Here is a 15,324-nt window from a genome sequence, read left to right on the forward strand (position 1 = left end):
ATATTTATTAACTATCCCTTTTTCACTGAAATATCAGCCTTATATCTCCTTCATCTTTAGTATCATCTATTTCCATACAGCTATATTCTCTTAATAAACATTTAAGATATGCTCAAGGTTTGAATTGATTAATAGCATTTCCTTTTTAAACACATATACTGGATTAAAAATACATACCTCAATTGATCAAGTGCACCGAACAAACATATGCAGAATACTCGTTCCTTTCATTACTTCACTTTTTATATAACATTAATAGATATTTATCCCATACCTATATTTACGTTTTACCGCTAAAAGAGCGAATCCTTTCACTAACAAAGCATTTAGTTTCATTTCTAGTATATATCCCCCTCGTATATTAATATTTAAGCCCTATCTCAGGCTTAGTTTTTCTCTCTAATAAGAGTCCAGTAATAAAGAAAATACTTGGACGTCTCAAGATATTTCTAGATAATGGTCTTAGGATCATTTGGGACAATTCTGTATTCCCCTGTGGATTTACCACACGAAAAGAGTGTTTCTCAGTGAACGCGCGGGGCTCCCTACTCGCAGGCTGAGCAGCCTGATCCTCGAACCTAGATGTTAGTAGCTCTAGGGCGGCTTTCGATTCAGGACTAGCTCTTATACACGAGGTTGTTGGTCGGCGTACACACTAGAGATATCTCGAGACGTCCAAGCAATGATTCTAAATCGAAAGGAGGTCTCTTACGTGAGATTATTTGTTGGTCTAGATGTAAGTTCGTTTGATATGAAAGTTTGCTTTTTAAATGGTGAAGGAGAAAAGCTAGATTCTTTTTCAGTCAGTAATGACTTACCAGGTGCACAGGTACTTAAAGAACGATTATTACAGTGCACAACCAATCAAGAGGTTGAAACTTTAAAAATCGGCTTAGAATCTACATCTGTTTACAGTTTTCACCCATCCATGTTTCTCCATCATGACGAAGACTTAAAAAGATTTGGCACAAAGGTATTTCTTCTAAATCCAAAACAAGTCGCAAACTTCAAGAAAAGTTATTCAGACATGAATAAGACTGACGAAATTGATGCCTTTGTCATCGCTGATTATTTACGATTTGGGCGAAATCAAATGTCCATCGTGAAAGAAAGTCAATACGTGGCATTACAGCAATTAACAAGAGCTCGTTATCAACTCGTTAGAATGTTGACAAAGGAGAAACAACATTTTCTACAACACCTAAGTTATAAATGTAATACGTTCTCACAAGAAGTCGATTCTTCTATATTTGGTAACGCCATGATGGAATTGTTCCTTGAAAAATTCAGTCTAGAAGAGCTAGCTGACATGCCTTTAGAGGAACTCGCTGAGTTCCTACAGGAAAAGAGTAAAAATCGATTTGGTGACCCGAAATGTGTCGCATCAACCATTCAAAAGGCTGTTCGCACGTCGTACCGTTTAGATAAGGTGGTAGAAGACTCAATCGATATTCTTTTAGGAACATCAATCGAAATCATTCGTACCTATCAAAGACAAATTAAAGAACTAGAAAAATCTATTAAGCGGATCATGGCTGGATTAACGCAAACATTAGAATCCATTCCTGGAATCGGGCCTATATATGCCGCTGGTATTATCGCTGAAATTGGCCAAATCGAAAGATTTGACGATGAAACCAAAATCGCAAAATATGCCGGGTTATATTGGCGTACATACCAGTCTGGCCGGTTCACCGCTGAAAATACTTCATTATCTCGTAATGGGAATCATTACTTGCGGTATTACTTAGTTGAAGCCGCCAACTCTGTAAGAAAGCATGTATTGGAATACCAAGAATATTACGCAAAAAAGTATAATGAAGTACCAAAACATCAACACAAACGTGCACTCGTTCTAACCGCAAGAAAATTTGTGCGATTGGTGGATGCGCTACTACGTAATCACCAACTCTTTACGCCTGAAAGGTGTGTGAAAGTGTGACATAAAACTTGTCATCGCTACCTTTCAATCAATTCCAGTATTTTACATGCGGTGCTGGTCTAGTTTCGTGATGTCTTTTTTAAGCAATTTGTCCTTTGATAACTTCAAAATATATTATTTTTCAGTTGACATACTACCGCAGGTCTTTTAAAATACATATAGAATCATAATTTCCTTTGTTTCTATCTCCCCCTAAGAATACAATACACAACCATACAAAAACAATTCTACAACAAGGTATACGACGGCTGCACAATTATAAATCATAATCCCCTCAATACCTACAGAGGTGCTGTCCGCCTTTAACGCAAATATATACTAAAAAAATTTCAATATGAAATGGGCCGGAATTTCTATTCTAAGAAAAATCCGGCTCTTATTTTTAAGCAACAACCAACATCATTTTTACATTTAGTATTAAATGTCTATTCAATATTCTCTACTCTGGTAAAGGTGAATGTATCATATCTGTCACTGCATAATATAGATTTTCTGGATGTTCGGCTATCCGATGACATAAATATAAATACCGTTATTTTCCACGAGTCAAATATACTCTAGCGTTATGTCCTTTGTTTTTCAAATCTCTTAACATATCCGGACGAATTCCATATAACATTTCTATTTCTACATTAGGGTGACTAAAATATTGACGTTGCTCCATCTCTTTAATAAGAATTTCATCATGTGTAGCTATAGATACAGGGTGATGGTTTTCAGCTAGTTTTTCTACAATTTGAAGATACTGTTGATTTAAATCAGTTGATCTAGGCATAGCAATATCCGGAACTTCTTGATAGGCACCTTTTACAACTCTTATTTTTCCTGGATAATGAAGGAGTTCTTGAATATCATTGTTTGAGCGGTATAAATGTGCCTGTATTGTTATCCCTACATTATGATATTGCTCAGTTACCTTTTTATAAATGGAAAGAATGTCCGCTGCTTTAGATGATTCTTCCATACTTATCATAAGGGTAGTTCCATGTACTTTCGCCTTCTCTGCCAACTCCATTAAATGAATATAAGATATTTCTGGATCTATAGACAATCCAATATGAGATAAATCAAGTGATACTGTTTGTTTCATAGATAGAGTACCTATGTCCCCAATAAGATTCAAAAACTCATTTTTTGCTTTATAACATCCCTCTATATCAAGAGTATTTTCCCCTATGCATTCTAGTGAAGTATGATAACCTTTTGTAATTAGTTCTTTTGCCGTCCCAATCCCCTCATGTCTCGTTTCTCCGGTGACAAAGCGTTTCGCAGCTTGTAACAATAACGTATAGAGTTCATTGGATTGTTGAACATATGCTTTTATATGTTCATTCCGTTTTACATACACCTTCTTTAAATCAGCTTATCCTTTCTAAATTTATTGCTGAAGATTATTTGGAACGGCATATTATGAAGATGAAAAAAATCTATAAAAATCGAAGAGACTTCCTTATCCAGCAATTAAAATCAACATTCTCAAATACAATCAATATTTTCGGTTATTTTACAGTATTACATCTGATTGTTGAATTCAATCAAGTTCAATTCACAAAAGAATTACTTGAGAAAATCCAACAACTCGGAGTGAAAGTATATCCTGTGGAAGATCACGCCATTGAAAAAGGAAAACATTACAATCGAATTATTATAGGGTATGGACATTTAACAACTGCAGAAATAAAAGAGGGTGTGAGTAGGCTCCAGAGGGTAATACTTCGTATATATATTCTTGTTAGCAAATAGACTTTAAAGCTTAGTCATATTTTTCCGAAGGTATGCTACTTAAATGTGAAATTCTAATAAAATAAAGTTGTTTCTTGCTAGATAAACTTACTCATAGAGCTTACATTAATTACAAGTTTATTTTACAAAACACAAAAAAGACAAGTCATTCTGACTTGTCTTAAAGTTGCTTGGCGACGTCCTACTCTCACAGGGACAAGGTCCCAACTACCATCGGCGCTAGAGAGCTTAACTTCCGTGTTCGGTATGGGAACGGGTGTGACCTCTCTGCCATCATCACCAAACTATTGAAGGCATATTCCTTCAAAACTAGATAACATTGCTACATATTATATGGTTAAGTCCTCGATCTATTAGTATTCGTCAGCTCCACATGTCACCATGCTTCCACCTCGAACCTATCAACCTGATCATCTTTCAGGGATCTTACTAGCTTACGCTATGGGAAATCTCATCTTGAGGGGGGCTTCATGCTTAGATGCTTTCAGCACTTATCCCTTCCGCACATAGCTACCCAGCTATGCCCTTGGCAGAACAACTGGTACACCAGCGGTGCGTCCATCCCGGTCCTCTCGTACTAAGGACAGCTCCTCTCAAATTTCCTACGCCCACGACGGATAGGGACCGAACTGTCTCACGACGTTCTGAACCCAGCTCGCGTACCGCTTTAATGGGCGAACAGCCCAACCCTTGGGACCGACTACAGCCCCAGGATGCGATGAGCCGACATCGAGGTGCCAAACCTCCCCGTCGATGTGGACTCTTGGGGGAGATAAGCCTGTTATCCCCGGGGTAGCTTTTATCCGTTGAGCGATGGCCCTTCCATGCGGAACCACCGGATCACTAAGCCCGACTTTCGTCCCTGCTCGACTTGTAGGTCTCGCAGTCAAGCTCCCTTATGCCTTTGCACTCTACGAATGATTTCCAACCATTCTGAGGGAACCTTTGGGCGCCTCCGTTACACTTTAGGAGGCGACCGCCCCAGTCAAACTGCCCACCTGACACTGTCTCCCGGGTCGATAAGACCCGTAGGTTAGAATTTCAATACAGTCAGGGCGGTATCCCACCAGCGCCTCCACCGAAGCTAGCGCTCCGGTTTCAATGGCTCCCGCCTATCCTGTACAAACTGTACCAAAATTCAATATCAGGCTACAGTAAAGCTCCACGGGGTCTTTCCGTCCTGTCGCGGGTAACCTGCATCTTCACAGGTACTATAATTTCACCGAGTCTCTGGTTGAGACAGTGCCCAAATCGTTACACCTTTCGTGCGGGTCGGAACTTACCCGACAAGGAATTTCGCTACCTTAGGACCGTTATAGTTACGGCCGCCGTTTACTGGGGCTTCAGTTCAGAGCTTCGCTTACGCTAACCCCTCTCCTTAACCTTCCAGCACCGGGCAGGTGTCACCCCCTATACTTCGCCTTACGGCTTCGCAGAGAGCTGTGTTTTTGCTAAACAGTCGCTTGGGCCTATTCACTGCGGCTTTCCGTTAAGAAAGCACCCCTTCTCCCGAAGTTACGGGGTCATTTTGCCGAGTTCCTTAACCAGAGTTCTCTCGCACACCTTAGGATTCTCTCCTCGCCTACCTGTGTCGGTTTGCGGTACAGGCACCTTTTATCTCGCTAGAAGCTTTTCTTGGCAGCGGGGAATCAAAGACTTCGCTCCATAAGGAGCTTCCCCATCACAGCTCAGCCTTCACGATAAGCGGATTTGCCTACTTATCAGCCTAACTGCTTGGACGTGCACAACCAATCGCACGCTTCTTCTATCCTTCTGCGTCCCTCCATTGCTCAAACGATAAAGAGGTGGTACAGGAATATCAACCTGTTGTCCATCGCCTACGCCTGTCGGCCTCGGCTTAGGTCCTGACTAACCCTGAGCGGACGAGCCTTCCTCAGGAAACCTTAGGCATTCGGTGGACGGGATTCTCACCCGTCTTTCGCTACTCATACCGGCATTCTCACTTCTAAGCGCTCCACCAGTCCTTCCGGTCTGACTTCACTGCACTTAGAACGCTCCCCTACCACTGATACCATTGGTATCAATTCGCAGCTTCGGTGGTGTATTTAGCCCCGGTACATTTTCGGCGCAGAGTCACTCGACTAGTGAGCTATTACGCACTCTTTAAATGGTGGCTGCTTCTAAGCCAACATCCTAGTTGTCTAAGCAACTCCACATCCTTTTCCACTTAATACACACTTTGGGACCTTAGCTGGCGATCTGGGCTGTTTCCCTCTTGACTACGGATCTTATCACTCGCAGTCTGACTCCTAAGGATAAGTCATTGGCATTCGGAGTTTGACTGAATTCGGTAATCCGATGAGGACCCCTAGTTCAATCAGTGCTCTACCTCCAAGACTCTTACACTTAAGGCTAGCCCTAAAGCTATTTCGGGGAGAACCAGCTATCTCCAGGTTCGATTGGAATTTCTCCGCTACCCACACCTCATCCCCGCACTTTTCAACGTGCGTGGGTTCGGGCCTCCATTCAGTGTTACCTGAACTTCACCCTGGACATGGGTAGATCACCTGGTTTCGGGTCTACGACCACGTACTAAACGCCCTATTCAGACTCGCTTTCGCTGCGGCTCCGCCTCTTCAGCTTAACCTCGCACGGGATCGTAACTCGCCGGTTCATTCTACAAAAGGCACGCCATCACCCATTAACGGGCTCTGACTATTTGTAGGCACACGGTTTCAGGATCTCTTTCACTCCCCTTCCGGGGTGCTTTTCACCTTTCCCTCACGGTACTGGTTCACTATCGATCACTAGGGAGTATTTAGCCTTGGGAGATGGTCCTCCCAGATTCCGACGGAATTTCACGTGTTCCGCCGTACTCAGGATACATTCAAGAGAGAACGAAGTTTCGACTACGGGGTTGTTACCCTCTACGACGGACCTTTCCAGGTCGCTTCGTCTACCTCGTTCCTTTGTAACTCCGTATAGAATGTCCTACAACCCCAAGAGGCAAGCCTCTTGGTTTGGGCTATGTTCCGTTTCGCTCGCCGCTACTCAGGAAATCGCATTTGCTTTCTCTTCCTCCAGGTACTTAGATGTTTCAGTTCCCTGGGTCTGTCTTCCATACCCTATGTATTCAGGTAAGGATACCATACCATTACGTATAGTGGGTTTCCCCATTCGGAAATCTTCGGATCAAAGCTTACTTACAGCTCCCCGAAGCATATCGGCGTTAGTCCCGTCCTTCATCGACTCCTAGTGTCAAGGCATCCACCGTGCGCCCTTTCTAACTTAACCAAACTAAAATTAAAAAAATATGAGCTACACTGTTATCTAGTTTTCAAAGAACATACATTTATATATGAGAGATAGTTCTCTCAAAACTGAACAAAACGAAACACGGAAACTTATATTGATGAACAGCGTTCATCAATTCTCCATAGAAAGGAGGTGATCCAGCCGCACCTTCCGATACGGCTACCTTGTTACGACTTCACCCCAATCATCTGTCCCACCTTAGGCGGCTGGCTCCAAAAAGGTTACCCCACCGACTTCGGGTGTTACAAACTCTCGTGGTGTGACGGGCGGTGTGTACAAGGCCCGGGAACGTATTCACCGCGGCATGCTGATCCGCGATTACTAGCGATTCCAGCTTCATGTAGGCGAGTTGCAGCCTACAATCCGAACTGAGAACGGTTTTATGAGATTAGCTCCACCTCGCGGTCTTGCAGCTCTTTGTACCGTCCATTGTAGCACGTGTGTAGCCCAGGTCATAAGGGGCATGATGATTTGACGTCATCCCCACCTTCCTCCGGTTTGTCACCGGCAGTCACCTTAGAGTGCCCAACTTAATGATGGCAACTAAGATCAAGGGTTGCGCTCGTTGCGGGACTTAACCCAACATCTCACGACACGAGCTGACGACAACCATGCACCACCTGTCACTCTGCTCCCGAAGGAGAAGCCCTATCTCTAGGGTTTTCAGAGGATGTCAAGACCTGGTAAGGTTCTTCGCGTTGCTTCGAATTAAACCACATGCTCCACCGCTTGTGCGGGCCCCCGTCAATTCCTTTGAGTTTCAGCCTTGCGGCCGTACTCCCCAGGCGGAGTGCTTAATGCGTTAACTTCAGCACTAAAGGGCGGAAACCCTCTAACACTTAGCACTCATCGTTTACGGCGTGGACTACCAGGGTATCTAATCCTGTTTGCTCCCCACGCTTTCGCGCCTCAGTGTCAGTTACAGACCAGAAAGTCGCCTTCGCCACTGGTGTTCCTCCATATCTCTACGCATTTCACCGCTACACATGGAATTCCACTTTCCTCTTCTGCACTCAAGTCTCCCAGTTTCCAATGACCCTCCACGGTTGAGCCGTGGGCTTTCACATCAGACTTAAGAAACCACCTGCGCGCGCTTTACGCCCAATAATTCCGGATAACGCTTGCCACCTACGTATTACCGCGGCTGCTGGCACGTAGTTAGCCGTGGCTTTCTGGTTAGGTACCGTCAAGGTGCCAGCTTATTCAACTAGCACTTGTTCTTCCCTAACAACAGAGTTTTACGACCCGAAAGCCTTCATCACTCACGCGGCGTTGCTCCGTCAGACTTTCGTCCATTGCGGAAGATTCCCTACTGCTGCCTCCCGTAGGAGTCTGGGCCGTGTCTCAGTCCCAGTGTGGCCGATCACCCTCTCAGGTCGGCTACGCATCGTTGCCTTGGTGAGCCGTTACCTCACCAACTAGCTAATGCGACGCGGGTCCATCCATAAGTGACAGCCGAAGCCGCCTTTCAATTTCGAACCATGCAGTTCAAAATGTTATCCGGTATTAGCCCCGGTTTCCCGGAGTTATCCCAGTCTTATGGGCAGGTTACCCACGTGTTACTCACCCGTCCGCCGCTAACTTCTTGAGAGCAAGCTCTCAATCCATTCGCTCGACTTGCATGTATTAGGCACGCCGCCAGCGTTCATCCTGAGCCAGGATCAAACTCTCCAATAAAGTTAGTTTGTCTAGCATCTAAAAATAAAAATTGACGTTTCACGTTGTTTGTTTCGTTCAGTTTTCAAAGAACTACTTAGTCGCTCATTTGCGACTTCCTTATGTTAACATCTTCATCTTTCAATGTCAACTAAGTTTTTCATTTCATTTGTCGCTTGCGACGTTATTGTCATCGGCGACTTGTTCTATATTACACCTCTAATCTCTAATCGTCAATATGTTTTTATAAAAAATATAAAAAGGCTTATTTCTTTTAAAATAAGCCTTTTTATCACATATCATTCTATTCATTTATTATTTTTCTATAATTGGTAAAGAGACGATAAATTGAATAATACCATCCCTATATTCCGCTCGAATACTACCACCTTGCAACTCAACAATACTTTTCGCAATCGCTAAGCCAAGTCCCGATCCTTCCGTTACTCTACTTCGAGATTGATCCTTCTTATAGAAACGTTCAAACAAATTCACTAACTCTTCTCTCGTAAACTCTTCACTATGATTCGCAATTACAATTTGTATATCCCTACGCTGCCTTTGAAGAGAAACTTTTATCTCTCCATCATCTTTACTGTACTTAATCGCATTCATTAGTAAATTATCAAATACACGAACCATCTTTTCCGAATCAATCGATGCATAAGTACGTTCCTCAGGAAACTTCTTAACAAACGTAAGTCCATGTTCTTCCGCCTGCGGTACTAACTCTTCTATTAATTGCTCAAGCAACTCATTTACACATACTTCTTGTTTTTCTAATACAACTTGTTCATTTGTTAACTTCGTATACTCAAATAAATCTTCTATTAAATTCTTTAACTGCTCCGACTTTACAAAAGCAATTCTTGTATACTCATCATGTTGTTCTTTATTTTCATATTTAGAATCTCGAAGTAATCGTAAGTAACCCATAATAGAAGTAAGTGGTGTACGCAAATCATGAGATACATTTGTGATAAGCTCATTTTTCTGCTTTTCTAATTTACGTTCCTTTTCTATATTATTCATAAGCTCTTCCGCCATATTATTAATATTCTCAGTTAAAGACGCAATCTCATCTTCACCTTTTTTCTCAATGCGGTACGCTAAGTTACCTCTTTCTATTTCCTTTACACCTTGTGCCATTGCTTCAATCTGCTTCATCTTTCTCTTTGTTATATAGAAGAAAGAGAAAATGAATACAAGAACACCCATTAAAAACGGGAATGGTCCTTCTACTTTATAGTACACTACCTCCCCTTGAGGAATCCCACTTACAAACATATATAAGTTCTTACCTTCAATTGTAATAGGCGAGAATGTAATAAACTCTTTTCTTGATCTTTCAATATCATTATTATTTGAATAATTGATAGCAAATGAAGTCGCATTACGAATTGTATTATGCAAATTAATTTGTTCTTCTTGCGCTTGCTTCGTTTTATACAAAACTTTACCATTTTCGTCAGTAACTAATATTTTAAAGGCATCATGCCCTTGCTCTAAATTCTCATTTTCTAGCTCTATCATGTTTTGTACAGCATCTAATTTATTTTCAACAACCATCATTTCCGCTGTACTTTGAGCTTTACGATTAATTTGCTCCATACCATCTCTGTAATTAATCTCGGCATGTTGGCTAGCATCTTCAAAAATAGGTGCTACTATCTTCGTTGATACAAAGAGACCTAATAACGCACAAGCAGTAAACGCCGTAATAAGTTGAATCCTTATACTCCGTTTCACGCTCTTTATTATCTTTTCAATTAATTCTCGAATTTTCCGAACGTAAGTAAACGGATTAAATATCTTTTTCAATCTTATATCCCACTCCCCATACCGTTTTTATATATCTAGGTTTCCTTGGATTCTCCTCAATCTTTTCACGCACTTTTCGAATATGCACCATTACAGTATTATCAGACTGGAAAGATCGTTCGTTCCACACCTTTTCATAAATTTGCTCCGCACTAAACACCATACCTGGATTTCTAGTTAGCAATTCTAAAATTGAAAATTCCCTCGGAGTTAGTTTCACTTCTTCTCCCTCTACAATAACTTTATGGGTCGAGATGTTGATTTTCATCTCTCCAATTTCTAACTCGTCCTCATTTTGGACAGCGAAACCATTCATTTTCATATAACGGCGTAACTGAGATTTAATTCGTGCAATTAACTCTAATGGATTAAAGGGCTTCGTTACGTAATCATCTGCTCCTGTTGTTAATCCTAAAATCTTATCCATATCTTGCGTTTTCGCAGAAAGCATAATAATAGGCATCTCTTTCGCTTCCCTTACTTTCATACACATATGAATACCATCCACTTTCGGCATCATAATATCTAATACGACTAGATGTACTTCATTTTCTTCTAGTAAACGTAATCCTTCTTCCCCGTCTCCTGCTTGCAATACTTTATATCCTTCATTCTTTAAATAGATTGTAATTAAATTTCGAATTTCTTTTTCATCATCTACGACAAGTATTGTTTCGTGTGCCACAATATCTCCCCCATCACTTTTTTAATCCCTAACTTCTATTATAGAAAAACTTCTGAAGAAAAACGCTCGGAAATCCTTAAGTTTTTCTGAAGACGCAAAAAAGGTCTAGACTCCCCTTAAGTCTAGACCTTTGAAAAAACCCCTTTTATTTACGAACGTAGATGAAATATAGTACGAATAAAACTCCCATAACATACATAATCGGATGAACCTCTTTACGACGACCACTCACAACCATTGTAATTGGATAGAAGATAAATCCAATCGCAATCCCAGTTGCGATACTATACGTAAGTGGCATAGAGATAATTGTAAAGAATGCTGGCACTGCAATCTCGAATTTCTTCCAATCAATTTCCCCTAAGGAAGAAACCATCAAGATTCCTACAATAATTAAAGCTGGTGCCGTTACAGCTGGCGTTACAACACTTAGTAATGGCGAGAAGAATAATGCCAGTAAGAAGAATCCTGCTGTTACAACTGCTGTAAATCCAGAACGTCCTCCTGCTGCTACCCCTGCAGAAGACTCAATGTAAGACGTTGTTGTTGATGTACCCAAGATTGCACCAATTACAGTTGCAATCGCATCTGCAAATAATGCTTTTCCTGCACGTGGTAATTTATTGTTCTTCATTAATCCAGCTTGATTCGCAACCGCTACAAGCGTACCTGCTGTATCAAAGAAATCGATAAAGAAGAACGTTATAATAACAATACCCATTTGAACAGTGAAAATATCTCCAAAGTGCGTTAACGCAGCACCGAACGTTGGTTCTAGACTCGGTATTGCTCCCACTACAGCTTTCGGAGTATCAATTAATCCTGTTGCCACTCCTAAGATCGCCGTAAGAATCATACCGTAAAATACTGCACCATTAACTTTCTTAATCATAAAGATGATTGTCGTAACAACCCCGAAGATTGCTAGTAACGTTGTGCCCTTTGTTAAGTCCCCCAACCCAACAAGAACAGCATCATTTTTCACGATAATTCCGGCATTTTGGAATCCAAGAAATGCAATGAACAATCCGATACCTGCTGCTACTGCAAACTTTAACTCCGATGGAATTGCATTGATGATTTTTTCACGAATACCTGAAGCAGTAAGAATAATAAAGATAATACCTGACATTAATGTTCCGGCAATGGCCGTTTGCCATGGAATCCCCATCGTTAACACTGCTGTATAAGCAAAGAACGCGTTAATTCCCATACCTGGCGCTAAAGCAATTGGATACTTCGCGAAAATACCCATAATTAACGAACCGATCGCTGCCGCTAATGCCGTAGCAACGAATACTGCACCTGGATCCATCCCTGTACCTGCTGGTAACCCTTTAACATTTCCAAGCGACAGCGTAGCAGGATTGACAAATAGTACGTAAGCCATAGATAGAAATGTCGTTAACCCTGCTATGAACTCAGTCTTATAATTCGTACCGAGCTCATCAAACTGAAAATAGCGTTTCATCCTACGTTTCCCCCGTTATATGATTACTCGCCGTATTTCCCCTAGCCCTCTTTTATCCCGAGAAATAAAAAAGGCTTCCATTGCATATATACATGGAAGCGTTCTATAAACAAAGACAAGTTTCCCCTCATCTTTATACAAACGCCTCGTAGTCAAGCCATTTACGGTAGCTAGGTAGAAACTTTCGGGCCATATCCCCGATATTATACGACGGCATAATATTCACTTTTCGTTTGAATTACATACTCATATTAACTCGAGGTAGTGTTTTTGTCAATTTAAAAACGAACAATTTTATAAATTTTTATATTTTCGTTCGTATTAATAACGAAAACAAAAAGATCCATCTATTCATGAATGATAGATGGATCTTTTTTATTACAATACTATTCCCACTCAACTTACAAAAAGCGTCACATAATAACACACACTGATAAATTAATACTTTTAAAACGCATAAAACACTTATTTTCATCTAAATCACTCAAATAAACATAAATAAGTACCATATGAGTACCACACAACATATAAACAAAAGAGCACAGCGTGTATATAAAGTGCGTCAACACTCTATATACCGTCCACCTGATTACGCCAGGTAAACATTTGCTATACTCTCATGAATTATTGTACATCATGTAGGGTTTCTTAAGCAACGTTTACCAAATTATTGGTGACGTTGCTTTTTTGTTTCTAAAAAAGGAGACCCTATAATGAAAAAACGAATCAACGTTATCGCAAATGAAGAATCCTTCCACAACTTATCCTCATTCAAAGATGTGGAAGAACTAAATCAAACGATACGCACATACAGAGACACAATCCGTATGTCTATTAAGCGTACCGATGTACAAGCTAAACTCCTTACATTACTTGAACTGTTAAAGCGCCACAGCTGCAAATATGTAGGTGTGAGTTTCCTATGCAAAAATAGTATAGCTGAAAAAATGAAAGTTTCCTATAAAACTGTGCAACGTCTTATGAAGAAACTTGTGGATCTAAAGATGATTAATCAAGTAGCAATGAAGCGTACAAAAGATATGTTACAAACTTCAAATGCTATTATCATTCAACCGATTGTGGAAGAAGTGTCCGACAAGGTAGGTATAAAAAGTCCTCCAAAGTGTCCTACCATTAAAACAAAACCTGTTTCCTTAAAACAAAATATAAAAGATATAAACAAACGTAATAGTAATACTCCAGAAGAAAATATTGAACAAGCTGATTTTGTTGCTCACTGGGTACCAGAACGTTTTGTTTCTTTGGTTAGTTCTTTTTACAGTGAATCTAAGACAATTCAAGAACTGTGGAAGGTCGTAAGACAGTGTAATAGGACCGTGAACTATACAACAGGTGAACAAGCCTTTACGAAAGACCAAGAACTAGTCATCGGCTTACAAGCAATAAAAGAATTTGTGATGAAAGTAAAATCGGGTATACATATGAAAAAAGGTCCATTTGCGTATTTCAATGGCATTGTCAATAACCTCATGGACAAGTTGTATTTTGATGAAACTTTCACGCACAAAGCGTTCCTATGAAAAAGCCTGTCCTACTCGTGGAGCGAATTAACCCTTTTTCTTATGTTGGGATATCAAAAAATAACTTGCACCACGCATATCGATTCTACATAGGATTGTCTATTTGCCGGACACTGTTTCGTTTTCGTACAGATAACATATGCAACTTACGATACAATGTGGATTGAGATATTTGTGTCTGTGCACAAATTTGATGAATGGTCATCTTTCTCTGTGCATAAAGAGCAAGGGCTTGCTCCAAATTAGGATGCTTTTCATGGTACTTTTCTACTCGCCCCACATACTTCCCTTTTTGTTTGGCAAGCTCAATGCCCTCTCGCTGCCGCATGCGAATGAGGTCTCGCTCTAACTGATTGACGCCGCCCATCACAGTCAGTAAAAATTGACTATACGGATTTTCAGATGTTAAATCCAGCCATGTATCTTTTATGGATTGTAAGTTGGCCCCCTTCTTTTGGATATAGGCGACTAATTCAAACAATTCCGCCGTACTTCTTGTAATGCGTGTTAAGTCTGTTACCCAGATCGTATCCCCCTTCTGTACATGTTGTAATAGCTGCTGGAGGATAGGCCGATGGCGGTCCGCCCCGGACGCCTTTTCTTGATATAAGATATCCATTCCTATTTGCTGTAACTGCTCGATTTGCCTCGCTAGATTTTGATCAACGCTACTCACTCGTACATATCCTATTTTTCTCATTTGTTTCTCCCCCTTACTCCGTACGTTCCACGCAAGATCCTCTGCGTATTGTCTCTTCTGTCGGGTTCTCTGTATACCCCATTCACATTTCACATGATATGTCATCTATACAACAATCTGTTTTTGATGTTTTTTGACGTACGAACGGCTCTTAACATTCCCTCTATCCCCACCCTTTATAAGTACCTTGACTGTTCCTCCGAAAAGAATCTCCCTATCCCCATCAAGTTCTCATCCGAACCGATCACGCATGAATGTGCCGATACAACGTAGATTGAGATATCTGTGTATATTTATAATTCTCTCTCTCAATATTCTGAATGATCATCCTTCTTGCAGGAAAACGAGATTTTTATACATGCAACCTTGAATCTTTATACGTTTTACAATATCCTCTAAACGCTGTAAACAATCTAGTCAGATATACTTAGCAAACAGGTTGCCCATTTGTACAAATGTGTAAAAATCACTTCTAAACGATTCCTTTTC

At 40.8% G+C, this 15,324-nt stretch carries 6 protein-coding genes, 3 rRNA genes, 2 pseudogenes and 1 riboswitch; of the genes and pseudogenes, 3 read left to right on the forward strand and 8 right to left on the reverse strand.

Annotated features, from left to right (window positions below; translation table 11 throughout):
- The first annotated feature begins 712 nt into the window (after positions 1-712).
- The gene (locus tag MHI28_RS16320) at positions 713-1,942 is read left to right on the forward strand and encodes an IS110 family transposase (RefSeq protein ID WP_100909797.1); all 1,230 of its coding nucleotides are present in this window, start codon (positions 713-715) and stop codon (positions 1,940-1,942) included.
- Positions 1,943-2,381: 439 nt separating this feature from the next.
- On the opposite strand, the pseudogene MHI28_RS16325 reads toward MHI28_RS16320, so the two are convergent.
- Positions 2,382-3,290, reverse strand: a pseudogene (locus tag MHI28_RS16325) (proline dehydrogenase family protein).
- Here MHI28_RS16325 and MHI28_RS16330 point away from each other — a divergent pair.
- Positions 3,209-3,685 (forward strand): annotated as a pseudogene (locus tag MHI28_RS16330) (PLP-dependent aminotransferase family protein); the annotation flags it as partial. The pseudogenes MHI28_RS16325 and MHI28_RS16330 sit on opposite strands and share 82 nt — an antisense overlap.
- A 168-nt stretch (positions 3,686-3,853) precedes the next feature.
- On the opposite strand, the gene rrf reads toward MHI28_RS16330, so the two are convergent.
- From rrf to MHI28_RS16360, 6 genes are all read right to left on the reverse strand, one after another.
- Positions 3,854-3,969: ribosomal RNA gene (gene rrf / locus MHI28_RS16335) — 5S ribosomal RNA — on the reverse strand.
- 49 nt (positions 3,970-4,018) lie between these two features.
- Positions 4,019-6,940, reverse strand: a 23S ribosomal RNA gene (locus tag MHI28_RS16340).
- A gap of 146 nt (positions 6,941-7,086) precedes the next feature.
- A 16S ribosomal RNA gene (locus MHI28_RS16345) occupies positions 7,087-8,638 on the reverse strand.
- The 16S, 23S and 5S rRNA genes sit together here, the layout of an rRNA operon.
- Before the next feature lie 294 nt (positions 8,639-8,932).
- Positions 8,933-10,438 carry a sensor histidine kinase gene (locus MHI28_RS16350; RefSeq protein ID WP_000719237.1) on the reverse strand — a complete coding sequence of 502 codons (1,506 nt, stop codon included), beginning with the start codon at positions 10,436-10,438 and terminating at the stop codon, positions 8,933-8,935.
- Positions 10,422-11,123 carry a response regulator transcription factor gene (locus MHI28_RS16355; RefSeq protein ID WP_000929886.1) on the reverse strand — a complete coding sequence of 234 codons (702 nt, stop codon included), beginning with the start codon at positions 11,121-11,123 and terminating at the stop codon, positions 10,422-10,424. The genes MHI28_RS16350 and MHI28_RS16355 overlap by 17 nt, the downstream gene beginning before the upstream one ends.
- Before the next feature lie 145 nt (positions 11,124-11,268).
- On the reverse strand, positions 11,269-12,594 hold the full coding sequence (locus tag MHI28_RS16360) for an NCS2 family permease (protein WP_000833094.1): 1,326 nt from the start codon (positions 12,592-12,594) through the stop codon (positions 11,269-11,271).
- A gap of 129 nt (positions 12,595-12,723) precedes the next feature.
- A riboswitch (purine riboswitch) is annotated at positions 12,724-12,825 on the reverse strand.
- A 482-nt stretch (positions 12,826-13,307) separates the two neighbouring features.
- On the opposite strand from MHI28_RS16360, the gene MHI28_RS16365 reads away from it, so the two are divergent.
- Positions 13,308-14,135, forward strand: a complete 828-nt coding sequence (locus tag MHI28_RS16365) for a helix-turn-helix domain-containing protein (RefSeq protein ID WP_340828081.1) — start codon at positions 13,308-13,310, stop codon at positions 14,133-14,135.
- Between the two features lie 85 nt (positions 14,136-14,220).
- Here MHI28_RS16365 and MHI28_RS16370 read toward each other — a convergent pair whose 3' ends face one another.
- The gene (locus MHI28_RS16370) at positions 14,221-14,835 is read right to left on the reverse strand and encodes a recombinase family protein (protein ID WP_340828447.1); all 615 of its coding nucleotides are present in this window, start codon (positions 14,833-14,835) and stop codon (positions 14,221-14,223) included.
- Between the last annotated feature and the right edge of the window lie 489 nt (positions 14,836-15,324).

Source organism: Bacillus sp. FSL K6-0268, from assembly GCF_038005425.1.
GTDB classification, from domain to species: domain Bacteria; phylum Bacillota; class Bacilli; order Bacillales; family Bacillaceae_G; genus Bacillus_A; species Bacillus_A thuringiensis_S.